Below are 26,189 nucleotides of genomic sequence, written 5' to 3' on the forward strand. Positions count from 1 at the left end.
GATGGGCGCCAATGTCGTCATGCCGCAACTCGGCGAGACCGTCGCCGAAGGCAGGATTGTCAGCTGGTTCAAGAAGGTCGGCGATACCGTGAAAGCCGGCGACCGACTGTTCGAGGTCGAGACGGACAAGGTGACCATCGATGTCGAGGCCATCGAGGCTGGTACGATCATGGAGATCCGTGTCGTCGATGGCGCGACAGCAGCGGTAGGCGCCGTGGTGGCCGTTCTGGGCAGCGCCGCGACGGGCTCGTCCGCGGCCGCGCCCGACGTTGAAAACCCGGTTGCCGACAAAGCCAAGGTGGGCCCGAAAGCCGCACGGGGTCTTTCTGTTTTCGAAGAGGTCCGCACCTCGCGGGGTTTGTTCGGTAAGGCCATGCAGGATGGCATTCGCCTCACCCCCTTGGCGCGCCGGCTGGTCGCCGAACAGGGGATAGATCTGAAGGGCCTCGTCGCTGACGCAAGGAAGAAGGGGCTCGACCGGATCACGGTCAAGGATGTCCACGCCTATAGCGCTACGCATTCGCAAGCCGGCGCCGCTCCCCCGCCGTCGGCGCCGCAGGCGGGACCCGCCGTTCTTGCGTCTATCACTTCGGCAAGCCTGCCAATCGGGCCTCGCGACACGGTCGTGGCCTTCTCCAGCATTAGAAAAAAGACGGCGGACCGGCTGGCCGAAAGTTGGCGCACCATCCCGCATGTGTTCCAGGCGCTTGAGGTCGATTTCACCGCCATCGATATCGTGCGCAAGATGCGCAAGGACGCCTTCAAGGCCGAGTCCGGCCTAGCGCTGACGTTCCTGCCGTTCATTGCCAGGGCGGTCTCCATCGCGCTACGCGAACATCCCGACATAAATGCCAGGACAGACGGTGCCAGCCTCGTCCGTTGTGCGGACGTCAACATCGGGATTGCCGTCGATCTCGACCACAAGGGCCTCATCGTGCCGGTTCTGCGGAATGCGGACGAACTGACCGTTCCCGGTCTAGCCAAGGGCATCGGCCGTCTGGTGGAGAAGGCGCGCGCCGGCAAGCTCGGCGCCGACGACTTGGCTGGCGGCACGTACTCGATCACCAACAACGGCGCGTTCGGAACGCAGTTCACCGCGCCCATCATCAACGCGCCGCAAGTCGCCATCCTATCGACCGACGCGATCCGTCTGCGGCCGGCAGTGATTTCGACAGCCGCCGGCGACTTCATCGCTCCCCGAATGCTCGGAATGATCGGTCAGAGCTTTGACCACCGTGCCTTCGACGGAGCTTATTCAGCCGCCTTCCTGTCGCGGCTGAAGTCGGTGCTCGAGAAACGAAACTGGGAACAGGAATTCGCCTGACGTGACATGACAGGGATTGCGCCGTTCGCGATCCCCGCCTGCAGGAAAATCGGAGGAAATCGCCTTGAAATACAACAGTCCATATTCGACAGCAGCCTATGGAACCCAGGCCAAGGATTGGGAGCAGGGTATAGATTACCACCGATTGTCCAAGGAGCGCCTGAAACGGGCCCAGACTTCAATCAGGTTCGCCGGGCTCGGCGGCGTGCTCTGCTTTAACTTCGACAATATCCGCTACGTCACCGCGACCCATATTGGAGAATGGGCCCGCGATAAGTTCTTCCGATACGCGCTGTGCCCGGTCGAGGGCTCGCCCTTCCTTTGGGATCCCGCGCCTCCCGCCAAACGAATCGCGTCGCCGTGGATAGCCGACAACGTCGCCGCGCCGATCACCACGATGCAGGGCGCCATACCACCTGGCATGAACGTCGCGCGCGATTTCGCCCGCCAGATCAAAAAGGCGCTGGTGCATTACGGCATCGACAAAGAGCCGCTCGGCATCGACATCATGGAACTGGGCATGATCCGCGCGCTCGAAGCCGAGGGCATCGAAATCGTCGACGGCCAGCAGGCCCTGCTCGACGCGCGCGAGATCAAGACCGGTGACGAGATCGAACTCCTGAAAATGGCTGCCGCCATGGTCGACGCCACCTACGTTGACATCGCTCGCGCCATTCGGCCGGGCACGAAGGAAAACGAACTTGTCGCCATCGCCAACGACCGTCTGTTCCGGATGGGATCGGAGCGTGTCGAATGCGTGAACTCGGTGTCCGGCCGACGCGGGCGCCCGCATTCCCACACCTTCTCTGACCGCATGATACAGCCCGGCGACATGGTGTTCCTCGACATCATGCATTCGTTCAACGGCTACCGCACCTGCTATTATCGCACCTTCATCTGCGGCGAGCCGAACCGGCACCAGATCGATGCCTACGAGACCGCTTCGAAATGGATTAGCGCCTCCATCGACATGATCAGGCCGGGCATCACGCCCGACGAGGTGGCAGCCGTCTGGCCCGACGCGCACGAGTTCGGCTATCGCGACGAGGAAGAGGCCTTCCTGCTGCAATATGGCCACGGCGTCGGCCTCTCGCTGTGGGAGCGGCCGATCTTCTCCAAGCGCTTCCGCGGCCAGAACACCCCGCTTCAGGAAGGCATGGTCTTCGCGCTCGAAACCTGGAAGGGCGCCGAGGATGGCTCGGGTGCCGCGCGCATCGAAGAGGAGGTCGTCGTCACAAAAGACGGATGCGAGATCATCACGAATTTCCCCTCCGATCGACTGATCTCCTGCGGCCTGCCGGGCTGCGAGGTGTTCTGATGCGCCCCCAGTGGAGACCGTGAGATGGAAGCTGCCGGCGGCCGGACCCATGCCCGATTGCCCGTGACGCTCGTCACGGGCTTTCTTGGGAGCGGCAAGACGACGATGATCAATGCCGCGCTGAAAGCCCCGCAATTGCGCAATACCGTCGTGGTGGTCAACGAGTTCGGCGAGGTGGGCCTTGACCATTTGCTCGTCGCCAATTCGAACGACGCCGTCATTGTCCTCGAAAACGGCTGTCTCTGCTGCACCGTGCGCAGCGACCTCGTGTCGACCCTTAACGAGCTCTACCAGTCCCGCATTGCGGGGCGTATCTCCGCTTTCGACAACGTGGTCATCGAGACCTCGGGCCTGGCAGAGCCGGGTCCCGTGTTGCAAGCCTTCCTGTCCGAGCCGACGCTGGACGGACTCTATCGCGTGGCAAGCGTTGTCACGCTCGTGGACGCGGTCAACTGGGAAGAAACGAGCCGGAACCACGATGAGGCGGTCCGGCAGGTCGCCCTCGCCGACCAGATCCGGATCACCAAGCTCGATCTCGCCGAGCCAGGCACCGAGGAGCGCCTCGCGAGCGAACTCGCACGCCTTAATCCGGCGGCCGACATCAGGCCGATAGTCTCCGCGACGGCAGACATTGCGGCCCTGCTGACAACGAAGGGTTTCGACGCGGCCGACCCGAGAGACGACCCCCGGCCATGGTTGTCACTCTCTCGCTACCAGGCGACCGCAATTGACCACCATGTCTGCGACGACCATTGCGCGCACCATCATCACAGCCCCAATCATCTCGCCGCCAAGGAGATCGAATCCTTTGTCCTGATCCGGGACGAGCCGGTGTCGCGCGCCGAATTGCAGTTCCTGCTGGACGGCATTTCGCAGAATCTCGGACCGGGCCTGTTGCGTGTGAAAGGCCTCGTCAACGTTGCCGGGGAGCCAGGCCGTCCTGCGGTCATCCAGGGCGCTCAGCACCTGCTTCACACAATGACGTGGCTCGACCGCTGGCCCGATGACGATGAGCGCACGCGCGTCGTCTTCATCACGCACGGCATTCCCCACGACAGTCTTCGCGACGCCATCGAACTGCTCGACCGCATGAGCGCGCGCACCTTCAAGGCACGCGAGAAGGCAAAGGTCGCGCGGCAGGGCTCCTGATCATCAGTAATAGCCGGCCTCGCGCATGACCTTGTCGATGCGGTTCTGCGAGCGCTCCAGCGCCTCCTGGTCGGTAACGTCTCCGGTCAGGGCCGCGTAGATCTCGGTGCCGAGGATTTCCTCGACTTGGTGGTATTCGGGGATGGGCGGCCGCTGCCAGTTCTGCAGCTTGTTCTTCTTCGCCAGACGGTCGACGAAGCGCACGATCGGCGTCGAGGCGGCGGCCTCCGGATCCGCGCTGACCGAGAAGCGTGGCGCCACCGGGAAGCCGTTCTTGACATATTCCTTCATCGCCGACGGCGAGGCCATCCAGGAAATTGCCTCGAATGCGAGCTTGGCGCGCTCTGGCGGCAGCGACTGCGGAATCATCAGCACGAAACCGCCGATCGGGCTGACGCTTGTCCCCCCCGGCCCATGGGGATGGGCGAGATAATCGACCTTGCGCTTCACCACCGAGCGAATGTCGTATTCGAAGCGCGCCGCGCGCATGGTCCACGTGTAAGCCATGGCGGAATGGCCCGTCATGAAATATTCGAGCCCCTTGTTCCAGTCGATGTCGAGGATGTCGGGTGGCGAGATCGACAGCAGCCGATGCATGAAATCGAGTGTCTTGCGGCCGGCGTCGCTGTCGAGGCGGGGTCGCATCTGCTCTCCCGAAAGCCGGGAATAGTCCATGAAGAGCCGCGACGTTGGCAGATTGATCACGGCGCCGCCGCAACAGGCCATGAAAAACATGAAGGAATGGGAGATGGGCATGCCGCGAGCGGCGTTCCACACCACGCCGTACAGGCCGCGGTGCGGCTGGTGCAACTGCTTTCCGACTTCGATGACACGGTCGAAACTTGTTGGGGGTTGCAGCTTGTAGGCTTCCAGCAGGTCCCTGCGGATGGCGAGTGTCTCTACCGTGCAATAGATCGGAACGCCGTACTGAATCTTGTCCCATGACCCGCTCGCCCAGATGTTGGGATGGAAGTCGAGGGGGTTGATCCCGCTTTTATCAAGGAACTGGTTCAGGGGCTGGCAAACATTTCGCTTCACCGCCTCGCCGAGCCAGGGCATGTTGACGGCGATGACGTCGTACTTGCTGTGCTTTCTGCGGGCGTTCTCGAACACTTCCTCCTGGAGCTGGGGTAGTGGCAGAAGCGTGAAGTTCTTCCGCGAGGAAAGTTTCGCGCGGAAGTCCGACCACATGTCCCGCATCGAGGCGAAGTAGTTGTCGTCGTGAAGCAGAAATTTCAGATCTTGCCCGGTGTCCTGGCTGCTTGCCATGATCTCGAGGGGTGGAATGATCTGGCCCGCCAGATAGGAGCCGCCGAAGTAGTAGTCCTCCTCATCGCCGTTTCCGGATTTCAGTCCGAAGGTTTCGGCCAGCAGGGCTTTGACCTTGCGGGCGTATTCGGTGAAGTTCTCGATCATCCGGCTGCTGGGAACGACATAGAAGGTCTTTGAATCCGGCCCTTTTTCCTGCTTCTCGACCTCACCGAGTTCGATCAACCGGTGGATGCGCCGCATGGCGCTCGCGAAGGGAACCTCGGACGACTGGGCGAGCGACGACATGCTCACCGTCTGGCCCCGAAGATAGCTCCGCATGAGGAAGATCACCATGTTCCAGTTCTGGTCCGGTTCAGCGATGGGGAGGAGCTGATCATAGGGTTTGCGCATCCGCTCGAGAAAGCTGATGATCCGCAACAGTTCGTACTCGGTCATTTGCTCCGGCCTCCCAACCGGATCGTCATGTTGTCGCCTTCATACAGATAATCAAGGCTCGCGGGCGCCTCACCGTCCCCAGTGTCCCGCTGGGCGCGACTTGGGAGGAAATCACTCGAATGCGCCGAGGCGGCTATTGTCCGGCGGCGGCACTTCCCTGCCGCGCGCCGGCGACCAGATCGAAGAACTGGATATCTATTTCTTCCTGCAGGAAGTCATTCCGGTTCTGCCAGAACCATTGAGACTGCGGAAGGGCACCGTTGACATCAAAATCGGTCTTGCTCAACCAGTGCTCGTAGATCATCAGGCGACACGCATCCCTGGGGTCGGCGTGAAGGTACATGGCCAAGCATCCAGGGCTGTCGCGACTTGGAGCGATCAGGTTCTGCAATGCATCGATCGTTTGGGCGAGCCTATCGGGCCGGGACCGAAGGAACGTGAGCACCCCGATCATCAAAGCCTCCCTTCTTCGACCTTGGCATCCTAGGGTCGTGCCCCCCGGCACACTGACAAATGATTCTCAAAGTGAGAAACTTTCGCGACTTAACCGTGACAGTGCTGGTCTAACACCAGCATGGAACTGGAGGTGGCGGAGCCATGGCGACGAGCGCATTCCGAGCGGTGGGATGGATTGGCCTCGGGAAAATGGGCCTGCCGATCTGCCGGCGCCTGAATGCGGCCGGTATCCAGGTAACCGTGCTCGCGCGAAATGAGGCGAGCGCCGCCAAGGCCGAGGCGCAGCGATTTGCGATCTGCCGCGGCCTTGAGGCCCTTGCCGCCTCCGATGTCATAGTCTCGGCAGTTCCCGATGATGCCGCCCTGCTCGGTTTGATGACTGACGCTTTTCTCGCGGCACTCCGCCCCGTCCATGTCTTCGTCGATATTTCCACGGTGTCGCCGGCGGCCTCTGTCGAAGTCGCCCGCAAACTGACGCCGACGGGGGCGCGATATATCCGGGCGCCCATTTCAGGTTCCACGATGCATGCCGCCTCGGGCCAGCTTACCGCCATGGCGTCTGGCCCCCGGTCTGCCTTCGACGAGATGCAGCCGATCCTGTCCGCTTTCTGTGCCAAGCAGTTCTATGTTGGTCCTGAGGAGCAGGCTCGATATCTGAAGCTTGCCATCAATTCCATCCTGGCCGCCAACTCTGCCCTCGTGGCGGAGGCGCTGGCGATCGGCGAAGCAGGCGGACTGCGCCGATCCGACATGCTCGAAGTCATGACGCAAAGCGCGATTGCCACACCGCTACTGGGTTACAAGAAAGATGCCCTCAACAAAGGTGAATATCCGGCGGCGTTTTCGGTAAGCCAGATGGTGAAGGACCTCGATCTCGTGCTCGGCGCTGCCCGCGCCGATCATGTCCCCGTCCCGCTCAATGCAATCGTCCGGCAGCGCTTTGAGCAGGCCTACGCAGACGGGCTTGGGGAAAAGGACTTTTTCTGTCTTTCCGGGGCGTCAAAGAGCTAAAGCAGGATCGACCAGGCGCGCGACACGTTCTGCGATCGTAAGCGAGGACGGGCAGGGGCCCCCAACGCCGAAGTGCTGAACTATGCCCCGGCATGCCAAGCGTTTACGACCCTCCGGTCCACGCCTTGCCCGACAATCTTTTGCCGGATGCCGCAGAAGGCCGGATGAAGCTCGCATGCCGCGACACCGGGCCAATACCCGGCTATCGCCGTCCCAAACGGGTCATCGCGCCGTTCGTGCAACGTGTAGTCGACCGGGTCTATCCACCCCCATACGGGGTCGAGGTGCCGGTGGCAGGAACCAATGAAGCGGTACGCTGCGAGCGTTCATGGCCAATCAGGTCCGCGCGCGATCATTTGCGCGCCACAGACGGTGCGGCGAACTCTTCTCGTAGCCGAGCTTGTCGAAGCTGGCGATCTCAAGCATCTGCCCCCAGGGCGTGCGCAAATAGATCCAGTCGAAACCGGCAAGCGGACCGTTTTCGACCCTATTGGGGCCCTCCAGCAACTCGACACCCTGTGCGCGAAGCCGTTCCGCCGAGGCGAAGACATCGTCAACTTCGAAACAGAGATGCATGCCACCGACTTCCGAGGAACGCCGCGGAGGTTTCTTTTTATCCTCACCTTCGTATTCGAAGAGCTCGACGCTGGTCCCCTCGCCGCAGCGCAGGAACACGAGATCGCGAATGCGCGATTGTGCCGAGGCGCCCAACTTGTTCTTCATGAAGTTCTCGTCGACGTCAAATGCGCCCGTCCGGAAGACCTCGATCGCACCGAAGACGGCCTTGAAGAAGGCGATGCCATCCTCAATGTCCGGTACAGTGATCCCGATATGGTGCATGCCCTTCACTTTTTCGGCCATGTGGTCCTCCTCATGTCTTGCAACTTCGAGCATGAAGGCGTTGACGCCTTGAGCTCGTCTGTCGGCGGCCGCGCCCTCAATGCGTCGCGCGCTTCTGCGCGGCCGAATAGATCAGAGCGGCTACGACGATTAGGATGCCCTGGAACAGATACTGGTATGTCTGCGTCAGGCCGAGGAAGGTGACGGCATTGAGCACCTCGGTGATCAGAACCGCGCCAAGAACCGTGCCGATGAAGGTGCCGCGCCCGCCGGTAAGGCTCGTACCCCCAAGGACCACAGCCGTAATGCTCGATAAAGTATAGTTCACGCCCTGGCGCGGATCGCCGACACCGATCTGCGTCATCAGCATGATTGCTCCGAGCGCGGTCAGCAGGGAACAGGCGATGTATCCGGTGATGAAGGTGACGTCGACGCGCGTGCCCATCCTACGGGCGGAATCCTCATCGGAGCCTACGGCCCTGAGGCGCCATCCGGCCCTGGTGCGCCGCAGGACATGCTCGGCACCGAGCGCTGTCACCACGAGCACCAGGAATGCCACTGGAAACGGCCCCCATTGCCAGTTGATCCAGTCCGTGACCGCATTGTTGATATAGCCGTCCGGATTGTCGCGCAGCAAGAAACTGAAGCCTTGTATGGCGATATACATGGCCAGGGTCGCCGCGATAGGCGTGAAGTTCGCGTAGCGTATCAAGATCCCGTTCACGGCGCCTGCGATGAAGGCGCTTGCGAAGATCAACAGGAATCCCGCGACGATCATCAGAGCCGACTTGTCGTCGTTGATGAAGAAGGAAGCCACGACGACAAGAAAGCCGGCGAGCGGCCCAACGGAGAGGTCGATACCGCCCATCAGGAGGGCAACAGTCTGCCCCAGCGCAATGAAGCCGAGCGCGGTCGCCAGCAGGAAGATGTTGTAGATGTTATAGATCGAAAAGAAGTTATCGTTCTGACTGTAGACATAAAACCCCAGCAGGGCGGTGACGAGAGCAAGCGGCACGGCCGGGGCGTTGTCAGACTGCAAAAAGTGCCGAAGCCCGCTTCCTCGAGGGGCAAGGGCACTCGAGACGCCTTCGCCGCCATGGGTTTCCGCCCTGACCGCTGCGGCGACGATCCGTTCTTCAACGACGTCATCGCCTGTCAGGGTCTCGACGACATGACCGCGCGACATCACGATAACTCTGTCGCAGAGGCCCTCCAACTCGACGGCGTCTGACGAGTTGACGACGACGGGTTTGCCCGAATTCGAGACGTCCCGCAGAATCCGGTATATCTCAAAGCGAGCGCCTACATCGACGCCCTGCGTCGGCTCGTCCGCGATGATAAGGCCGGGCTCCGACAGAAGCGCGCGGGACATCACGACCTTCTGCTGGTTGCCGCCCGAAAGCGACAGGATGGGCGCTTCCATGCTCGGCGTCTTGACGGCCAATTCGCCGAAGATGGACTTGACCCGTTCGAACTCCTTCTTTCTGCTGACGATGCCGCCGACCGCGAATTTCTCCAGCGCCGAAAATGTCGCGTTCTCTCGCACAGTCAGTCCGCTTGCAACACCTTCGATATGCCTGTCGGAAGGCATGAAGGCTGCCTGGTCCAGCAGTTCAGTTTGCGTGATCTTGCGACCATGCAGAGCTATGGCGCCTCCGGCCGTTTGCAGGCCCGCCAGCACGCGCATGAGCTCCGACTGGCCATTGCCGGCAACCCCGGCGACGCCAATGATCTCGCCGCGCGGCAGGCTGAAGCTGATATTGCGCAGACCCTGTCCGTTTAAGCCGGTGACCGAGAACGCTATTTCCTGGCTGGCGCACTGCGACTTCGGTGGAAAAGCCGACTCGAGCGTGCGACCCACAATGAGGCGCACGAGATCGGAGTCACTGATGTCGTCCACCCGCGCCGCGCCGCGCACGCGCCCGTCACGCAGGACGGTGACGCGATCGGCGATCTGGCGTATCTCAGCCAGACGATGGGTGATGTAGATGACCGACGTGCCTGTTTTCACGACTTTGCGAATACGGTCGAACAGCATGTCCGTCGCTTCCTGATCCAAGGAGGCGGTGGGCTCGTCCAGAATAAGAACCTTGGGTTTAAGCGCGAGCGCTTTGGCGATTTCCAGCAGATGCTTCTGGGCGACTGTGAGACCCTCTGCGCGCATATGCAGCGGCACCTCCAATTCGACGCTATCCAGCATCCGCTTGGCGACCTCATGCGGTGACTTTCCCGAAAAAAGCGAAACGGGCAGCGCCACGCGGAGATTTTCCAGAACTGAGAGATCTTCAATAATGGCGGGATGTTGGAAGCAGGTGCCGATGCCCAGAGATGCCGCCACCTCGGGCGTCATTTGCTGGATCACCCGGCCCTCGAACCTGATCTCCCCCTGGCTGGGAAGAAGCGTGCCCGAGATGATGTTCATCAGCGTCGATTTGCCTGCGCCATTCTCCCCCAATATGGCGTGTACCTCGCCGGCGCGAAATTCAACGCTGACCTCACGCAGTGCCGGAACGCCCGAGAAATACTTATGGATGCCAGCCAGACGAATGGCCACCTCGCTGTGCGCCTGCTCATCGGCATCAATTGCGATAACGCTTGATTCCGCCATACCCTATGGTCCGTCCTCGCGAAGATTTGCCCGGAGGTCTCCCTCCGGGCGTTCGTCAAATGCTATCGTTCAGTTGCCAACAGCCTTGGCCTGATCCTCGGCCGGCAGTTCAGACGACAGATAGATAGCGCCCGGCAGATCCTTGCGGCACTGCACCGCCTTTGGCTGACCGGTCACCGAGTTCTCAAAGGCCGGCGCCTTGAAGACTTCGTCCTTTGGCGGCACGCCCTTCGTGGCGAGCGCCACGGCCCATTGCACGGCGAGCCGGACATTGTCGTTGCCGGTTGCGACAGTGAACAGCTTGAAATCCGGATTGGTCGCCTGGTTTTCATTCCAGAAGCATCCAAGCGAATTGCCGTCCGAAGTCGCCAGGGCCGGGATCGACTTGCCCTGCTTGTTGAAGAGCGGTAACGCGCCGACGAGCGAGGGACCGAAGTCGGAAACGATGACATCGATCTTCGCATTCTTGGCGATTTCCGCCGTAAGCACCTTTTGCGTGAGTGCCGGATCCCAGTTGGTCACCGCGAACGGCGCCTGATTGACGAAGACATATTCCGGACCAAGGACGTTCTTCATCCCCTTGAGTTCGTCGAGGCCCTGACTGTTGCCGGCCGGGCCGGAAAGGAACAGGAGATTTCCACCTTTGGGCAGTATGCTCTTGATCCACTTGCCCCAGCTCTCTCCGTCATCGACAAAGGATGAGCCGATGAACTTCGAATAGTTCGTACCCTCCTTGCCGCCCACGTTGACGCGATAGGGCACGATGACCTTGCCTGCCTTGAAGACGCTGGTGATCGCGGGAAGGACGGCCGGGCCGGCGTCGCCGAACACGACCAGCGCGTCGATGCCTTTGGCCGCCATGCTCTTGATGTCCGAGATCGACTTCTGGGTGTCACCTTGTCCGTCTGCATATTCGTATTTGGTGATGTTGGGGCAAAGTTCGACTGTCTGCTTGCCCGACGCCGTCGTCACCTGACGCCAGCTGTTGCCGCCATAACCGTCGAGCAGCGCAAGCGTCGCCTTCTTGGGGCCGCACCAGGATGGGACTTCGGCCCGGGCGATGTTGGTGGCGCCGAATGCCATGACCGTTGCGGCTAAGGAGAAGGCCAGGCCTTTTGCGACAGAAGAGTACTTCATTTGTTTTCCTCCACATTTTTCGTTTCAGTCGATTTCCTCACGTTTACCGTCCAGCGGATCGAGTAAACACCGATGCCAAAACCCAAGGCCAAGGCCTGGATGATGGTTTGAGCCGAAAACGGCACACCGACTGTCAGTGCGAATTGGCTCAATTGGTTCAGAAAAAAGGCTGAGACCACCGTCGAGATCGGGTAGCCGCGCCCGCCGAGCAGAGAAGTGCCCCCGAGGACGACCACCGCGACAGACGGCAGCAACAGGCTGTCTCCCTGGAAGGCCGTCGGCTCGCGAGTGATGCCGGCGATCAGGACTCCAGCCATGCAGTAAAGAAGCTGCGCATAGACATAGGCCATCATCCGGTGGATGCGCACGCGCAGGCCTGCGGCCCGCCCGGCCAGGGGATTGGCGCCGATTGCCTCGAACCTCCGCCCGATGACGGTCTTTTTGAGCATGAAGGAGACGAAGGCCATCGCGGCGAGAGCGAAGAATACCGAGTTCGGGATTTCGAGGATTTCGCCGCCCGCGATGTCGGCGAGAAGGTTTGTGGTGATCGACGGGACGCCGCCGGACACAGCGAAGACCGCGCCATAAAGCAGGGCATTGGTGCCGATGGTGGCGATGATCGCGTTGAGCCGAAAGAAGCTGACGAGCACTCCGTTCAGGAAACCCGCGGCGAGCGCGAGGGCGATGGCCAGCAGGACAGCCTGGGAGAGCAGCGCATCATTCTGCTGCGGATAATGCGTTGCGACGACCACGGCGAGCGAGACCGCGCCCGGCAGCGACAGATCAAAGCCCCCCTGTTGCACAACCAGTAACTGGCCAAGCCCAACGATGGCGATGATTGCCGCGAAAGGGAGGCTTCCCGAGAGCGCCCCCCAGGATACGCTGGACGGCGCAAAGATCGCGCACACGACGAGCAAGAAGAGTGTGGAGATAACAACGGTCACGAAGCTCCGCGCTACGGGCATGGCAATCGCGGCCGGTCGGGGAAATGCATCTGGCGTCATCGGACTCGCGTTCATCTCGGTGCGCTCTCGTTTAAGCGTCAGGGCAGCACTTTGGCGGCTCGGAACCTGTCGAAGGCGTCGGTGAAGGAGCGCACCGAGTTCTGGTAGGCCGTGAAGCCCATGTCGCGGCTCTTGGTCATGTCGTTAAAGTTCTCGATGATCCGACCGAGATCGGCATCGCTGTGCCACCACGATGCGACGGTACTGAGCGGGTTCTTCTGGAGCCGATGCTTGGCGACGATCTTGTCCCAGACAGGCTCCATACCCGCCATCTGCTGCTCGAGCGGCTGAGCATGGCCCGGATAATCCGCGGCTGGCACGCCGAGGTGCGCGCCGAGCTTCGGCCACAGCCAGCTCCAGCGGAAGACTTCGCCATTGACGATGTTGAAGGCATTGTTGCCCGCTACCGGTTCGGTCGCTGCCCAGTGCAGCTGCTTGGCAATGATCCGACCGTCAGTGATGTCGACCGCCGCTTCATATTGCTGTGGCGAGCCTGGGAAGACGAAGGGGCGACCGGTTTCCTTGCAGATGGCCGCGTAGGCGCCGAGGGTCGCCGCCATGTTCATCTGGTTGCCGACCGTGTAGCCGATCAGGGTATGAGGGCGATGCACTGACCAGCTGAACCCCTGGCGCTCCGATGCGGCAAAGAGTTCGTCTTCCTGGTCGTAGTAGAAGTTTTGGTAGGGAAGGCGCGGCTGTTCCTCGCGGAAGGGTGTGACGGGCTTCGTTTTCGCATAAGCTTCGAACGGACCCATGTAATGTTTGGCTCCGGTGACCAGCGCGGCATGGCCGACGGGCTTACCCTCGACAGCCTTCAGCAGGTTACGCACCATGCCGGCGTTGACGCGGCAATTCTCGGCCTCGGTGTCCTGCCGGAGCCAGGTCGTGATGAAGACATCCGTGACCTTCACAGCGGCCAGTGCGCGCTTTGTCGCCTCGCCGTCGGTCAGGTCGACGGCGATGTGATTGACGCGCTCGGGCAGGTCGTGCTTGTGGCGGGAAATCCCGGTCACGATCCAACCCGGCGTCGCCGTCAGGTGCTCGGCGAGATGGCGGCCGATAATGCCGGAAACACCGGCGATGAGTGCGTGGCGAGCCATCAGTTCAGTCCCTCCGTATTGAGCGTCACCTTGATACAGGCCTGCGGATTCAGACCGAGCTGGAAGGCTTCGACCGCCTCGGTGAGCTTGAAATGGTGGGTCTGGATGGGCGACAGGTCGATGCCGGTCCGCTCGAGGAAGCGGATGGCGGCGGGCCATACGCCGGGCGAGCCGATGCAGCCGCGGACCGTGAGGTTCTTCATCTGGATGAGACCGAGATTGGCCGAAATCTTCTGGCCGATATTGATGCCGACCATCGACATGCGTCCGTCCTGGCCGGCGTATTCGAAGGCTGCCGCAAGTGAAGCGCCATGGCCGGCAGCTTCGATCACCAGATCAGCGCCACGCCCTTGCGTGATCTCCATGATCCGCTCCGCCGCGCCGGATGGGTCGAGCGCCTCCGAGGCGCCAAGCTTCAGCGCGATGTCGCGCCGGGTCTGGATTGGATCGACCACGAAGACGTTTGCGCCCATGCCGATGGCCGCCGCCGCCGACACGAGGCCGATCGTGCCGCCGCCCGAGACCACGACGGTTTCGCTGGCATTGGTGCTACCCGAGCGGAGCACGGCGTAGAACCCGCAGGTGAAGGGCTCGATGAGAGCGCCGCGGTTGTCGTCAACGCTGTCAGGCAGCTTGTGCAACCAGTCCGGATTGACGTTGAAATACTGCCGGTCGGCGCCGTCCATGGAGAAGCCGAAATGATGCAGGCGCTCCGGCGTTCGAACCACGCATTCGCCGACAACGCGGTCCCCGACGCGGAAGTTCTTGACGGCCTTGCCGACTTCCACGATCTCGCCGCACCATTCATGCCCCGGCGTCACCGGATAGGAGATGGGAATGATGTATCGCCCGGCCAGAAGCTCGTAGTCGGAATGGCAGATGCCGACGGTGCGCGTGCGAACCATGACCTCGGTGTCGTCAATGGTGGGCATCGCAACATCGACGACAGCCGGTTGATTCGGCTTTTCAAAGACAAGCGCTTTCATGGTCCGCTCCTAGAGTGTGACGACCGCGCCATCCTGCGCTGCCGAGGCGATGATGGCTTCGAGGATTGCTATATTGTTGACCAGTTCTTCGCCGGTGATCGGATATGGCGCCTCGCCGCGCACGGCACGGGCAAAGGCCACCAGGTTGTCACGCACAGGTTCAGATGGCGGCACTTCCGTCACGGTGATTGGCGAGCCGGTTTCCGCCGAGGTCACCACCCAGCCCGCGGGCGACTCGACATGCGCCTTGTCGCGGATGTCGATCCAACCCTTGGACCCGAACAAAGCGAAGCGGGAGACGAACGGTGTCACGAGCGTGGCGGAGATATAGGCCGTGCCGCCGGACTTGAACCGGATATGGGCGCTCATCGTGTCTCCCTGGGGAAACGCGGAGCCGAGATTCTCGCAGGACACGCGAACATCCCTCGCCGGGCCGAACAGCGCGGCTGAGAGATCGGTGAGGTGAATGCCGGTTGCCGTCATGCCGGCGACTGGTGCCTCGGCGGCATTGAGGCGCCAGTTGTCCGCGCTGAGGGCCAGGAACTTGTCATGGCTGAAATTGGCTTCGACCTGCAACAGGCGCCCGAGCTTGCCCGAGCGGGCGGCATCGACCATCCTTGCCACCGGCGGTTCCCAGCGACGCTCGTGGCCCATTCCCAGGACCAGGTTCCTTGAGCGACAGGCATTGACCGCGGCCTCTGCTCCCTTTCGGGTATGGCTCAGCGGTTTTTCACAGAACACATGCTTGCCCGCGGCGACCGCGCGCTCGATCTGTTCGGCATGTAGCGAATGCGGCGTGGCCAGAATGACCGCTTCGACGCCAGGGTGGGTCAGCGCTTCTCTGTCGCTGGGATAGCAGACCAATCCGTTCGCCGTGGCGAACTCGGCGCCGGCGGCCGTGGGCTCGGCGGCGCAGACGATCTCGATCTCGTCCGACGCCTTCTGGAGGACGCCGGTCATCTTCCTGCCCCACCAGCCGAGGCCGATCATTGCGACTTTTACAGGCGATTTCTTGCTGGTCATTTTGATCTCATATCGTCACGAGAATCTTCATGTGGTTGACGGACTTGTCGAACAGCGCCTCGAAACCCTTAGCCACGACGTCGTCGGCTGAGATCTCCGCGGTGCAGATCTTCTCGACCGGTAGCAGCCCCGCTTCGACCATGCGGATGATGCGCGGCCAGGACTGCACCGGGTAGCACCATGTCGCCTCCACCGTGATGTCCTTGAGCGCCCAGAGCATTGCGTTGATCGAGGCCGGCTTCATGTGGAGGCCGGTCTGCACCACCTTGCCTTGACGGCGGACCGAGGCGGCGCAGCAGTTGAGGCTGGCCTCGAGGCCGACGCATTCGATCGCGACATCGACGCCGACGCCTTCTTCCGTGTGCTCGCGGATGAAGGCTGGCACGTCTTCCTTTGTGGGATCGAGACAGATCGCATCCGGCACAAGCTGTTTTGCGAGGTTGCGGCGATAGGCATTTGGCTCGCTTACGAAGATGACCGCGGCACCCGCTGCACGTGCGGCGAGCAACGTCAGAGCCCCGATAGGGCCAAGGCCGGAAATCAGCACCGTCGAGCCCGAGGTAACGCCGCCGCGATCGACGGCATAAACGGCGACGGCAGCCGGCTCGATCATGGCCGCTTGCACGTCACTGACGCTGTTGGGGACCCCGGCCACATTGTAGTCGTTGACCACAGCGTACTCCGCCATACCGCCCCAGGCCCAGCTCAGCCCGACGCAACCCATCTGCTCGCTGAGATGATAGAGGCCCCTGCGGCCGTAATAGTCATTGCGCGGGGAGATCAACGGCTGGATCGATACCCGATCGCCAACCTTGACGTTGGAGACGGCCGATCCCCTGTCTGCAACGATGGCGCTGAACTCATGGCCGAGAATCTGAGGATTGGTCGCGCCTGTATAGACGTGCGGCGTTTGCGGCGTCACGATCGGGCCGGCGATGTATTCGTGCAGATCGGTGCCACAGATGCCGGTCACCAGCGGCCTGATCAGCACATCATTGGCGCCGAGCTTCTGCGAAGGCGCGGGCACGTCTTCGACACGGATATCCTTTGCTGCGTGAAATCTGACTGCTTTCATCAAATGCACCTCTGAGACAAGTTCATGTCAGTACCATTCCACCATCGACCATAAGGGTCTGCCCGGTCAGGTAGTCCGACCCGGTCGATGCTAGGAGTGTTGTCACACCCGTGATGTCCTGCGGCCTCGAATAGCGGCCGATCAGGATCGATTGGCTGAATTCGTTGATTGCCTGGTCCGGCTTGTCGGTCAGCCCGCGCTCCATGAACTCTCGGTCCAACTGTTCCCAGAGTTCGGTGCGGACGACACCGGGCGCGAACGCGTTTACCGTGATCCGGTCACCAGCCAACGCCCGCGCGGCAGCCTGGGTTACCGCGACGACAGCGAATTTCGAGGCGCAATAATGCGCGAACAGGGGATAGCCCTGCTTTGCGGCGATTGATGCCGTGTTGATGATCTTGCCTCCGGTTCCCTGGGCCTTCATCTGACGGGCAGCCTCTTGTGTGCCGATCAGCACGCCCAGGGCGTTCACGTCCATGATGCGATGCCAGTCGTCCTCGGTCACATCCATGAAGGGACAGGTCTGGCTGATGCCGGCATTGTTGAACATCACGTCGAGCCGTCCGAAGGACTTGACCGTGGTCGCGATCAGCTCCCGCGTACCTGCCCTGTCGGTAACATCCACCTTCGCCGCCATGGCCGAGCCGCCAATGCCGCTCGCGACTTCCCTCGCGGCATCGATATTGACGTCGGCGACACAGACCATGGCGCCATTGCGGGCGAGGTCACGAGCGATCTCCGCGCCAATTCCACGGCCCGCGCCGGTAACGATGATCGATTTTCCGGTTACTGAGCCCGACACCGCGTCCTCCCTGATCACGGTAAATTCTGCTTCGTTCATTGTTGTGTGGACGCGTTATTCGCTTCTACAACAAGAACTTGCGGGACAAGCTCCTCTCAAGCCCACAGCCACGATCCTAGCTACTAGGGTATGTTCATCCTGTCCTATTTTTCTCAATTTGAGAATTCAGGAGGAGAGGGGGGGCCGCCATCTGCCGTCTCAACCACCGCGGTAAGGAAGGCGATCGAACGGCTATGGGAAGGCCATGGCAGGTCTTGGTGCGGCTAGCGGCCCCCAGTCAGGCATTCGTCTTTTCGCCAAGGAGCATCCGCGCGGGTTCGGCGAAATCTTCGTTCAGCGGCTCCTTCTTCAGGTAGCGGCTCACTATCTCCGCCCGGAACGTCAGATGCTTAGGAAAGTCGACCGCGTCGTATTCTTCGTGACATGCGCACCCCAAGTAGGCGTTGGAGGCGATGCTTGGGAGTCAGGGAGTCCGGGGCGACCCCGCGCTGCCTCAGAATGTGCCGGACGCTCTCAATGGCCCTGTGCCGCCTTGAACATCCGCTAATCGCATGCTGATGCCAGAAGCTGTCTGTCGGCTTGCGGCCCCATTCCAGACTATGGCTGGGATGAAGTCGGCGACAAATCGAGCATGTGACCAAGTCAGCTTTTGATGCTGATCCGGCGGCCGATCATAATTTTACGCCCGACGACACTCCAAACGGGCTAACGGTGCAGATGGACGGTGATCCGGCGCTCGATCCATTCGACGCCATGGTGCAGGATTTCGACCATCTCCGGATAGACCAATGCGGAGCGCGGCACGAGCGAGTAATGTGATCTGGCTTGCGAAGGCGCAGTTGCGGTGGATAGAGCCAATTGCCGACGCACGGTCTCGCGAGTACGACGCCGACCGGTTTGTATCGAGCGCAGGATCATGGCCCGCAACCAGCGGCCCACCGGTATGATCGCCCAGTCGGTATCGCAAATTGAGACAACCGTCGCGTTTGCGAGAAATCGAGACTGATCTGATGCGCAGGTCTCGGTGTCACCGTCAGATTAACAGGTCTGATGTTGGCATGACCCTTGCTTGACATCATTCATCGGTCTGGTGGGGGCAATCGCCACCATCACAAGCCGGTCATGAACGTCCCGCTTTGTACCCCCGCAATCAATTACACTTGCCTCGCTACACAAGGGCATATGTCCGATTGGCGGAACGTGCACGGCCTGAGTTTAAACGAACAAGGGAAATTGTTATGTCAATGGGAAGATCGGGTTACTTTTCTCGGCACGGCCGGCGCTGGAAAAGCCTGTTCGCGGCGACGACGTTGATTGCATTAGCGCTCGCCGTCGACACGGCCTCGGCCAAGACGCTCGTCATCGCGCGGGATATGGACGTGAACTCGCTGGATATTCACCGCTCCTGGTGCGAGTCCTGCGTCATCTACAATGAGGCCGTCTACGAAGGGCTGCTCACGCTGGACGCCAACAACAAGTTCGTCCCGGTCATCGCCGAGAGCTGGCAGGCGAGCGACGACCTGACCACCTTCACCTTCAAGCTCAACCCGAAGGCGACCTTCTCGGATGGCTCGAAGGTCGAAGCCAAGGATGTCAAATGGTCGTGGGAGCGGCTCAAGAACATCAAGTCAAACGGCAGCGCATTCGCCGACACCATCGATACGATCGAGGCACCCGATGAGGCGACGGTCGTCGTGAAGACCAAGGGGCCGAACTCGGAATTCCTCAACATCATCTCCGCGACCTTCTTCGGCATCATCAACAGCGACGTCGCGGAGACACAAGGCAAGGCGATCGCGGGCCCGGAAACGGCGCAATCGGACCCGAGCGAAGGATGGTTTATGTCGCACTCGGCAGGATCCGGCCCGTTCGTGCTCGAATCCTATGAGCCGGGGGCGGAACTCAGGCTCAAGCGCAATGAAAACTACTGGCGCGAACCGGCCAAGGTCGACGAAGTCGTGATGCGGCAGGTCGCCGACTCCGTCGCGCAGGCGCAGCTGTTGCAAAGCGGCCAAATAGACATCGCCATGCAGGTCGACGCCGAGACCGCCAAGACCCTGACGTCGCCGGCCCTCAAGGTCGAGTCCGTGCCCTCGTTCAACTTCATCTATGCCGCCATGGCCCCTGGCGCCGTGGAGAATCCGTTCCCGATGACGCCCGAGATTCGTGAAGCGATTTCGATCGCGATCGACCGGAAGTCGCTGAGGGAGTTCACGGTAGGCGAGGGGAACGGTGAACTGATCTCGGTCCCGTTCCCGCTCCACTTCCCGGGGGCCGACGGCCACGCGATCCCTGAATACAATCCCGACAAGGCAAAGGAGCTTCTCGTCAAGGCCGGAAAGGGCGATGGATTTACGCTCAGCGCGACCTTTCCCAAGCTGAACGTCTACGGCGTAGACCTCTCGATCATGATGCAGAAAATCCAGCAGGATCTTGCAAAGATCAACGTCACGCTCGATCTGAAACCGGTCGAGATGTCGGCGTGGCGGGAAAAGATCAGCACTGACCATATTCCCTTCACGGTGGGTTACTACTCGCCGGACTTCTACGGCACCTCGCAGTTCGTGCAGACGTTCGGGCTGGCCGAGGGGACGCTTTGGTTCAAGCGTGGTGGCGCGGAGCGTGATCCGTCCTACCTGATCCCGGAAAATCTGACGCTGATGGCCGAGGCTCTGAAATCCAAGCCGGAGGAAGCCGAGAAGATCTGGTACAAGATCGGCGAGAACATCAAGAACGCCAACGTCGTCATCCCGATCATCAGCCCCAACCTGCTGCTTACCTATAGCAGCAAGGTCCACGGCATGCGGAACTCTGCAATCTGCATCCTGCCGCTCTACGAAGTATCCCTGGACGATTGATCCGCGGCCGGAAGTGCAAAGGGCGGCCACGGACTTTCAGGTTCCGGGCCGCCAACGCCAAGCCTGACGAACATTCAACAATCTACGCGTTGGATGATCCGATCGCCGACTATCGGGGACGTGCTGAAATGATGGCCATCGCCGGATCAAGTGCGGCCACGCTGTCAGCCCAAGAGATGATCGCGCCTCTATACGAGGTGTGACGAACGAGAGGCCAATGCTTAATTACATCCTGAGGCGGGCCGTTGCGATGCCCTTTATCCTGCTCGGTATTGTCACCCTGGCGTTTCTGCTGACAACGATCACCAAAGGCGATCCGCTGACGGCGATCGTCAGCGAGAGGCAGATGAACAATCCCGAGATCGTGGCGGCGGCCAAGGCGCGCTGGGGGCTCGACCGCAGCCTGCCGGAACGCTACGTGATCTACGTCGCCAATCTTGTGACCGGCGACATGGGGACATCCTTTGTCACGCGCCGCCCGGTGTCGAGAGACATCGCGGCGCGGCTGCCGGCCACGCTTGAGCTGGTCATCGCTGCGATGGCGATTGGCAGCGCGACCGGGATACTGCTCGGCCTGCTCGCGGCTTATTACCGGGGCTCCGTGATCGACCAGGTTGCCCGGCTGTTCTCGCTCTTTGGGTCCTCGATACCGATATTCTGGCTAGGCCTTGCGCTTCTCTTCGTGTTCTCCGTCCACTACCAGCTGTTGCCGGGGCCAGGGCGTCTCGATCCGCGCCTGGCCCCGCCGGTCAGCGTTACGGGTTTCATGGTGATCGACACGCTGCTGGCCGGTAATTTGGCGGCGTTCAAGGACGCGTTGCTGCACCTTATTCTGCCCTCGCTGGTTCTCGGCTGGACCGTGGCCGGGTCCATTTCCAGGATCGTGCGCGCCAACATGCTGGAAATCATGGAGCGTGAATTCATCCTGACGGCACGCGCCAAGGGCGCCGGCGAAATGCGCGTCGTGTTCCGACATGCGTTGCGCAACATACTGGTGCCGGTTCTCACGGTGCTGGGCTACACCTTCGCCTACCTGATTACCGGAGCGGTGCTGACCGAGGCGGTCTTCGGATGGCCCGGGATCGGCAGCTATGCGGTGATCGCGGCGCGGTCGCTGGATTTTCCGGCCATCATCGGCGTCACCATCGTCGGCGGCGTGATGTTCCTGATCACCAACCTGCTGACCGACATCGCCTACGTCTTCGCCAATCCGCGCGTCCGGTTGAACTGATGAGGGTAGCCATGGCAACGGTCCAGTCACAGACCATGCGCGGCCGGCTCCCATCCTGGGTGTCGCCGTCATTCGTCATCGGCGGCGCTGTCGTCCTTTTCTGGCTGTTCGCGACGCTGTTTCCGCAATGGCTGTCGGGATACAATCCGCTTGATCTCGCCGGGCGCCGTCTGCAGCCCCCCAATCCCGATCATCTTCTGGGTACGGACGCGCTGGGTCGCGACGTGTTCGCGCGCACCGTCCACGGAGCGAGGCAGTCCTTGCCGATCGCCGTTGTCGTGGTGATCGGCGCGGTTATCATCGGCACGGCGGCCGGCGCGATCGCCGGCTACAAGGGCGGATTCGTCGGAGCGGCCATCATGCGGCTGGTCGATATCACCCTGTCGTTCCCGGCCATCCTGCTGGCCATGGCCGTCGCCGCGTCACTCGGCCCGGGGCTTGGCAATGCCGCCATCGCCATGGTCGTGGTGTGGTGGCCGATCTATGCGCGACTGGTGCGGGCGCAGGTTCTCGAAGTGCGGGAACGGGAACATGTCGAGGCCGCGGTAGCCGCCGGCGCCGGCGATTTCCGCATCCTGACCAAGCATATCCTGCCCTTGTGCTGGACGCCTATCCTGATCAGCGCGACGATGGACCTGGGGCAGGTGATCCTTCTGGGCGCGTCGTTGAGCTTCATCGGCCTGGGTGCGAGGCCGCCGACCCCGGAATGGGGGGCAATGATCTCGGACGGCACCGTATATTTCTACAATTGGTGGATCGCGTTCGGGCCCGGCATGGCCATCCTGACAATCGTCCTCGGCTTCAATTTCATCGGCGATGGGCTGCGCGACTATTTCGATCCGAGGTCGTCCAAATGACGGCCGCCTTGATGAACATTGTCTCGGCCGCCGGCGAGCCGCTCCTGCGGGTCCGTGATCTCAAGGTCGGCTTTTCGACCGCGAGCGGTACATTGCAGGCGGTGCGCGGCATCGACCTGGATGTCTCGCGAGGCGGTGTGCTTGGCATCGTCGGTGAATCCGGATCGGGCAAGTCACTCAGCATGCTGGCCGCGCTTGGATTGCAGGCGCGCAACGCCGTCGTGAGCGGATCGGTCCATTTCAACAACCAGCAACTTGTCGGCCGTCCGCGCAAGGAGATGCGCTCGCTGCTGGGATCCCGGATCGGCATGATCTTCCAGGATCCGCTGTCGTCGCTCAATCCGGTCATGAGAATAGGCGACCAGATCCGAGAGGTGCTTTTCCTGCATGATCGCCGGCTGACCAGGAAAGGCGCGACCGGGCGGGTGCTGGACCTGCTGCAACTGGTTGCCATTCCCGAGGGCGACCGCCGGATCAATCAGTATCCCTATGAATTCTCGGGCGGCATGCGCCAGCGCGTCATGATCGCGATGGCGATCGCGAACGATCCGGAGCTTCTCGTTGCCGACGAACCGACGACGGCGCTGGACGTCACGGTCCAGGCGCAGATCATGCGGATGCTGCGGGACCTGAAGGAAAAGCTCGGCCTGGCGCTTATCCTGATCACCCACGATCTTGGCGTCGTCGCCGGCCACGCCGACCGTGTGGCCGTCATCTATGCCGGCCAGGTGGTGGAAGAGGCGGAAGTGCATGAACTTTTCGCCAACCCCCGCCACCCCTACACGCGCGGGCTCATCGCCTCGATCCCCAAGCTTACGGTGACCGGTTCCAAGCTTTATTCGATCCCGGGCGCGCCGCCGCGGCTCGGCGCCTACCCCGAAGGTTGCGCTTTCCATCCGCGCTGCATCCATGCCCAGGACATCTGCCGGACGACCGCGCCTCCGACGACGGCCTTCGGCCGGCACCGCTCGGCGTGCCACTTCGCCGACAGGCTGCCGCCCTGGGATCGCGCCAACGAAGCCGAAAGGCAGGGCCAGAATGGCTGAAGACATCGATCGTTCATCGACCGCGCCGAACGGCAAGTTCGCTCTGTCGGTGAGACATCTCTCAAAGTCCTTTCCCATGATGGGCGGAACCTTCATCCGGCGCGTGGTTGGACAACTGAAAGCCGTCGATGACGTTTCCTTCGACCTGGAACCCGGCAGGACGCTCGGCCTCGTGGGAGAGTCCGGCTGTGGAAAATCCACACTCGGACGTTGCCTGCTGCGGCTCATCGAGCCGACCGCGGGCAGCGTCGAGGTCAACGGCACCGATGTCGTTTCGCTGAACGCGGCCTCCATGCGCGAGATGCGCCGCCATCTGCAACTCGTCTTCCAGGACCCGTACGGATCGCTGCATCCACGCATGCGTATAGCCGACAGCATCGCTGAACCGTTGCGAATAGCTGCCATGACCCGTTCCGAGCGGCGCGAGCGGGTCGCGGAAATGCTCGACCTAGTCAGCCTTGGCTCGGATTACGGCCGGCGCTACCCGCATCAGCTGTCCGGCGGCCAGAGACAGCGGGTGGTCATCGCCCGCGCCCTGGCGTTGAAGCCCGAGGTGGTTGTGCTCGACGAGCCCGTGTCGGCGCTGGACGTCTCGGTCCAGGCCGGCGTGCTCAACCTCCTCAAGGAAATCCAGGAGAGATTGCGGACCGCCTATGTCTTCGTGGCGCACGACCTGTCGGTGGTGCGCCACATCTCGCACACCGTGGCCGTCATGTATCTCGGCCGCTTCGTCGAAGTGGCGCCGGCGGCCAGCCTCTATGCGCGGCCGCTGCATCCGTATTCGCAGGCCTTGATGTCGGCCGTTCCCGTCGCGGACCCCGATATCGAGCGCGGGCGCAGCCAGATCCTGCTGAAGGGCGATGTCCCCAGCCCGATCAATCCGCCGTCGGGCTGCCCATTCCGGACCCGTTGCTTCAAGGCGCAGGACATATGCGCCGAGGTCAAGCCGGCGCTGGTGGAGATCGAACCCCAGCATTTTGCCGCATGCCATTTTCCGCAACCGATGGAGGTCGGCTTTGCAAACTGAACGGTGGATTGGTGACCGACACTACTGAGAACCAGATACATGGCTTCGCCTCGAAAGGATATGAAGCCGTAGCCGACCAGTTCCGCGTCAATTTCCTTGACCGTGGAGATCACGGGGCGGCCTTCGCAGCCGTTGTCGACGGCCGTACCGTGGTCGATCTGTGGGGCGGCTGGGCCAACAGGGCCAATCGCCGTCCTTGGCGCAAGGACACGATCGCCGGGATATTCTCGGGCACCAAGGGCTTCGTCGCGACATGCCTGTTGCTGCTGATCGAGCGGGGGCAACTTGAACTGGACAGGCCCGTAAGCGCCTACTGGCCCGAATTCGCCGCGGGCGGAAAGGAGCGGATCCTCGTTCGCCATCTGGTTTCGCATCAGGCGTGCCTTCCTGGCCTTGCCACTCCGGTTTCGGTGGAAGAGGCGACCGACGATGTCCGCATGGCGCGGTTGCTGGCCGACCAATCGCCGATCCGCGAGCCGGGCACGACATTGTATTATCACGCGCTGACATTCGGCTGGCTTTGCGGCGAACTGATCCGGCGCATCGATGGCCGCAGCGTGGGCCGGCTTTTCGCGGAAGATGTCGGCCGGCCTCTCGCTCTGGATGCTTGGATCGGACTTCCCGGCGAAGAGGAGCCCCGCGTGGCGGTACTCGAGCGCGGTCCAAATTATGGGGCGAAACGCAGCGATCTGGAAACGGACCGCCTCGCGTGGTCGATCTGGGACAATCCGCCGAGATCGAGACCCGACCCGCTGCCGCTGAACTCGCGCTCCTGGCGCGCCGCCGAGGTCCCGGGTGGAAACGGCATCGCGTCCGCGCGGGCCGCGGCACGGCTCTACGGATGCCTGGCGCGAGGCGGCGAAATGGAAGGGATCCGCATTCTCCAGCCGGAGACCATCGAGCTCGGTTACACATGTCTCGCGCGCGGCGTCGAGCCTTACCTCGAGCAGGAACTCGCCTTCGGCGTCGGATTTGGATTGCAGACCAAGGAAGCGTTGTTCGGCGACGTTCCGGTGGGATTTGGCCATGACGGCGCCGGCGGTTCCCTGCACGGCGCCTGGCCGCAGCTGAAGACAGGCTTCTCCTACGTGACCAACACGCTTCTGCACTTCGAAGGACACGATCCAAGGTCGGGCTCCCTGCTCGCCGCCCTGTCGGCATGCGTGCAAAGCCCATGGGGTCGCCGCACAGTCGCCGGTCTCAGCTCTGCGTAACGGCCTGGACCTGAATTTCGACCTTCAGGTCGGGGCGGGCGAGTTTCGATTCCACGGTCGCGCGCACCGGGGCGTGCTCATTGTCCAGCCAGGCATCCCAGGCGGCATTCATGCCGGCGAAATCGCCAATGTCGGCCAGCCAGATGTTCGCGGTGACGACATCGCGCTTGGAGGCGCCGGCCTTGGCGAGAAGAGCATCGATCTGCGCCAGGACATCCGCCGTCTGTTCGCCGACATCCGCGCCGGCGTTCCGGGCGGTGACGCCCGCCAGATAGACAGTGTTGCCGACCTCGACGATTCGATGGAAACGACCCGTGAAATCCGTGCGCTTGATCGTCAATGCTCTCTCCTGAAATATCCGTCGGTTGGCGCGTGCCGCCAACGCCTCTCATGGTCCGGCGCGCGTCCGGGGCGAC

Annotated in this window: 23 protein-coding genes; 10 read left to right on the forward strand and 13 right to left on the reverse strand. The window is 61.9% G+C overall.

Going from position 1 to position 26,189, the window contains the following annotated elements; all coding sequences use genetic code 11:
* Position 1 precedes the first annotated feature (1 nt).
* From AC56QP_RS27210 to AC56QP_RS27220, 3 genes are all read left to right on the forward strand, one after another.
* On the forward strand, positions 2-1,324 hold the full coding sequence (locus AC56QP_RS27210; protein WP_489862674.1) for a dihydrolipoamide acetyltransferase family protein: 1,323 nt from the start codon (positions 2-4) through the stop codon (positions 1,322-1,324).
* 64 nt (positions 1,325-1,388) lie between these two features.
* Complete coding sequence (locus tag AC56QP_RS27215) at positions 1,389-2,642, forward strand: M24 family metallopeptidase (RefSeq protein WP_489862673.1); 1,254 nt, start codon at positions 1,389-1,391, stop codon at positions 2,640-2,642.
* A 24-nt stretch (positions 2,643-2,666) separates the two neighbouring features.
* A complete protein-coding gene (locus tag AC56QP_RS27220) occupies positions 2,667-3,791 on the forward strand; it encodes a CobW family GTP-binding protein (RefSeq protein ID WP_489862672.1) in 1,125 nt (374 codons plus the stop codon).
* A gap of 3 nt (positions 3,792-3,794) precedes the next feature.
* Here AC56QP_RS27220 and AC56QP_RS27225 read toward each other — a convergent pair whose 3' ends face one another.
* Positions 3,795-5,498 (reverse strand): extracellular solute-binding protein, encoded by a 1,704-nt coding sequence (locus AC56QP_RS27225; RefSeq protein ID WP_497100980.1) that lies wholly within the window; start codon positions 5,496-5,498, stop codon positions 3,795-3,797.
* 133 nt (positions 5,499-5,631) lie between these two features.
* On the reverse strand, positions 5,632-5,952 hold the full coding sequence (locus AC56QP_RS27230; protein ID WP_489862670.1) for a putative quinol monooxygenase: 321 nt from the start codon (positions 5,950-5,952) through the stop codon (positions 5,632-5,634).
* Positions 5,953-6,095: 143 nt separating this feature from the next.
* Between AC56QP_RS27230 and AC56QP_RS27235 the strand changes: the two genes are divergently transcribed.
* The gene (locus tag AC56QP_RS27235) at positions 6,096-6,965 is read left to right on the forward strand and encodes an NAD(P)-dependent oxidoreductase (RefSeq protein ID WP_489862669.1); all 870 of its coding nucleotides are present in this window, start codon (positions 6,096-6,098) and stop codon (positions 6,963-6,965) included.
* Positions 6,966-7,301: 336 nt separating this feature from the next.
* On the opposite strand, the gene AC56QP_RS27240 is transcribed toward AC56QP_RS27235, so the two are convergent.
* The 10 genes from AC56QP_RS27240 to AC56QP_RS27285 form a co-directional block, all read right to left on the reverse strand.
* Positions 7,302-7,826 carry a VOC family protein gene (locus AC56QP_RS27240; protein WP_489862668.1) on the reverse strand — a complete coding sequence of 175 codons (525 nt, stop codon included), beginning with the start codon at positions 7,824-7,826 and terminating at the stop codon, positions 7,302-7,304.
* A 76-nt stretch (positions 7,827-7,902) separates the two neighbouring features.
* The gene (locus tag AC56QP_RS27245; RefSeq protein ID WP_497100979.1) at positions 7,903-10,413 is read right to left on the reverse strand and encodes an ATP-binding cassette domain-containing protein; all 2,511 of its coding nucleotides are present in this window, start codon (positions 10,411-10,413) and stop codon (positions 7,903-7,905) included.
* A gap of 69 nt (positions 10,414-10,482) precedes the next feature.
* Entirely contained in the window at positions 10,483-11,550 is a 1,068-nt protein-coding gene (locus AC56QP_RS27250; RefSeq protein WP_489862665.1) for a substrate-binding domain-containing protein, read from the reverse strand.
* On the reverse strand, positions 11,547-12,494 hold the full coding sequence (locus AC56QP_RS27255; RefSeq protein ID WP_497100978.1) for an ABC transporter permease: 948 nt from the start codon (positions 12,492-12,494) through the stop codon (positions 11,547-11,549). The genes AC56QP_RS27250 and AC56QP_RS27255 overlap by 4 nt, the downstream gene beginning before the upstream one ends.
* A gap of 98 nt (positions 12,495-12,592) precedes the next feature.
* On the reverse strand, positions 12,593-13,654 hold the full coding sequence (locus AC56QP_RS27260; protein WP_489862663.1) for an SDR family oxidoreductase: 1,062 nt from the start codon (positions 13,652-13,654) through the stop codon (positions 12,593-12,595).
* Positions 13,654-14,640 carry a zinc-dependent alcohol dehydrogenase gene (locus AC56QP_RS27265; protein ID WP_489862662.1) on the reverse strand — a complete coding sequence of 329 codons (987 nt, stop codon included), beginning with the start codon at positions 14,638-14,640 and terminating at the stop codon, positions 13,654-13,656. The genes AC56QP_RS27260 and AC56QP_RS27265 overlap by 1 nt, the downstream gene beginning before the upstream one ends.
* Before the next feature lie 9 nt (positions 14,641-14,649).
* Entirely contained in the window at positions 14,650-15,663 is a 1,014-nt protein-coding gene (locus tag AC56QP_RS27270) for a Gfo/Idh/MocA family protein (protein WP_489862661.1), read from the reverse strand.
* A 7-nt stretch (positions 15,664-15,670) separates the two neighbouring features.
* Positions 15,671-16,738, reverse strand: a complete 1,068-nt coding sequence (locus AC56QP_RS27275; RefSeq protein WP_489862660.1) for a zinc-binding dehydrogenase — start codon at positions 16,736-16,738, stop codon at positions 15,671-15,673.
* Between the two features lie 22 nt (positions 16,739-16,760).
* Positions 16,761-17,579 (reverse strand): glucose 1-dehydrogenase, encoded by an 819-nt coding sequence (locus AC56QP_RS27280; protein WP_489862659.1) that lies wholly within the window; start codon positions 17,577-17,579, stop codon positions 16,761-16,763.
* Between the two features lie 666 nt (positions 17,580-18,245).
* Positions 18,246-18,458 (reverse strand): hypothetical protein, encoded by a 213-nt coding sequence (locus AC56QP_RS27285; protein WP_489862658.1) that lies wholly within the window; start codon positions 18,456-18,458, stop codon positions 18,246-18,248.
* Positions 18,459-18,778: 320 nt separating this feature from the next.
* Here AC56QP_RS27285 and AC56QP_RS27290 point away from each other — a divergent pair, with 320 nt between their 5' ends.
* From AC56QP_RS27290 to AC56QP_RS27315, 6 genes are all read left to right on the forward strand, one after another.
* Entirely contained in the window at positions 18,779-20,398 is a 1,620-nt protein-coding gene (locus tag AC56QP_RS27290; protein WP_489862657.1) for an ABC transporter substrate-binding protein, read from the forward strand.
* Between the two features lie 217 nt (positions 20,399-20,615).
* Positions 20,616-21,629 (forward strand): ABC transporter permease, encoded by a 1,014-nt coding sequence (locus tag AC56QP_RS27295; protein ID WP_489862656.1) that lies wholly within the window; start codon positions 20,616-20,618, stop codon positions 21,627-21,629.
* 35 nt (positions 21,630-21,664) lie between these two features.
* Positions 21,665-22,486 carry an ABC transporter permease gene (locus AC56QP_RS27300; RefSeq protein WP_497101031.1) on the forward strand — a complete coding sequence of 274 codons (822 nt, stop codon included), beginning with the start codon at positions 21,665-21,667 and terminating at the stop codon, positions 22,484-22,486.
* A complete protein-coding gene (locus tag AC56QP_RS27305; RefSeq protein WP_497100977.1) occupies positions 22,483-23,532 on the forward strand; it encodes an ABC transporter ATP-binding protein in 1,050 nt (349 codons plus the stop codon). Before AC56QP_RS27300 ends, AC56QP_RS27305 begins: the two co-directional genes overlap by 4 nt.
* Positions 23,525-24,559: an ABC transporter ATP-binding protein gene (locus tag AC56QP_RS27310; protein ID WP_489862654.1), complete on the forward strand. Its 1,035-nt coding sequence runs from the start codon at positions 23,525-23,527 to the stop codon at positions 24,557-24,559. Before AC56QP_RS27305 ends, AC56QP_RS27310 begins: the two co-directional genes overlap by 8 nt.
* Before the next feature lie 11 nt (positions 24,560-24,570).
* Positions 24,571-25,773: a serine hydrolase domain-containing protein gene (locus AC56QP_RS27315; RefSeq protein WP_489862653.1), complete on the forward strand. Its 1,203-nt coding sequence runs from the start codon at positions 24,571-24,573 to the stop codon at positions 25,771-25,773.
* On the opposite strand, the gene AC56QP_RS27320 is transcribed toward AC56QP_RS27315, so the two are convergent.
* The gene (locus tag AC56QP_RS27320) at positions 25,760-26,113 is read right to left on the reverse strand and encodes a RidA family protein (RefSeq protein WP_489862652.1); all 354 of its coding nucleotides are present in this window, start codon (positions 26,111-26,113) and stop codon (positions 25,760-25,762) included. The two genes, AC56QP_RS27315 and AC56QP_RS27320, sit on opposite strands and share 14 nt — an antisense overlap.
* Positions 26,114-26,189 lie beyond the last annotated feature (76 nt).

This window comes from Mesorhizobium sp. RCAM 05104 (assembly GCF_059683645.1).

Coding starts and splice junctions, on each gene's coding strand:
- AC56QP_RS27210 (WP_489862674.1), top strand. CDS start 2: ATGGGCGCCAATGTCGTCATGCCGCAACTCGGCGAGACCGTCGCCGAA.
- AC56QP_RS27250 (WP_489862665.1), bottom strand. CDS start 11,550: ATGAAGTACTCTTCTGTCGCAAAAGGCCTGGCCTTCTCCTTAGCCGCA.
- AC56QP_RS27265 (WP_489862662.1), bottom strand. CDS start 14,640: ATGAAAGCGCTTGTCTTTGAAAAGCCGAATCAACCGGCTGTCGTCGAT.
- AC56QP_RS27310 (WP_489862654.1), top strand. CDS start 23,525: ATGGCTGAAGACATCGATCGTTCATCGACCGCGCCGAACGGCAAGTTC.
- AC56QP_RS27300 (WP_497101031.1), top strand. CDS start 21,665: ATGCGCGGCCGGCTCCCATCCTGGGTGTCGCCGTCATTCGTCATCGGC.
- AC56QP_RS27290 (WP_489862657.1), top strand. CDS start 18,779: ATGTCAATGGGAAGATCGGGTTACTTTTCTCGGCACGGCCGGCGCTGG.
- AC56QP_RS27285 (WP_489862658.1), bottom strand. CDS start 18,458: ATGATCCTGCGCTCGATACAAACCGGTCGGCGTCGTACTCGCGAGACC.
- AC56QP_RS27260 (WP_489862663.1), bottom strand. CDS start 13,654: ATGGCTCGCCACGCACTCATCGCCGGTGTTTCCGGCATTATCGGCCGC.
- AC56QP_RS27245 (WP_497100979.1), bottom strand. CDS start 10,413: ATGGCGGAATCAAGCGTTATCGCAATTGATGCCGATGAGCAGGCGCAC.
- AC56QP_RS27235 (WP_489862669.1), top strand. CDS start 6,096: ATGGCGACGAGCGCATTCCGAGCGGTGGGATGGATTGGCCTCGGGAAA.
- AC56QP_RS27240 (WP_489862668.1), bottom strand. CDS start 7,826: ATGGCCGAAAAAGTGAAGGGCATGCACCATATCGGGATCACTGTACCG.
- AC56QP_RS27275 (WP_489862660.1), bottom strand. CDS start 16,738: ATGAAAGCAGTCAGATTTCACGCAGCAAAGGATATCCGTGTCGAAGAC.
- AC56QP_RS27225 (WP_497100980.1), bottom strand. CDS start 5,498: ATGACCGAGTACGAACTGTTGCGGATCATCAGCTTTCTCGAGCGGATG.
- AC56QP_RS27295 (WP_489862656.1), top strand. CDS start 20,616: ATGCTTAATTACATCCTGAGGCGGGCCGTTGCGATGCCCTTTATCCTG.
- AC56QP_RS27220 (WP_489862672.1), top strand. CDS start 2,667: ATGGAAGCTGCCGGCGGCCGGACCCATGCCCGATTGCCCGTGACGCTC.
- AC56QP_RS27305 (WP_497100977.1), top strand. CDS start 22,483: ATGACGGCCGCCTTGATGAACATTGTCTCGGCCGCCGGCGAGCCGCTC.
- AC56QP_RS27270 (WP_489862661.1), bottom strand. CDS start 15,663: ATGACCAGCAAGAAATCGCCTGTAAAAGTCGCAATGATCGGCCTCGGC.
- AC56QP_RS27280 (WP_489862659.1), bottom strand. CDS start 17,579: ATGAACGAAGCAGAATTTACCGTGATCAGGGAGGACGCGGTGTCGGGC.
- AC56QP_RS27230 (WP_489862670.1), bottom strand. CDS start 5,952: ATGATCGGGGTGCTCACGTTCCTTCGGTCCCGGCCCGATAGGCTCGCC.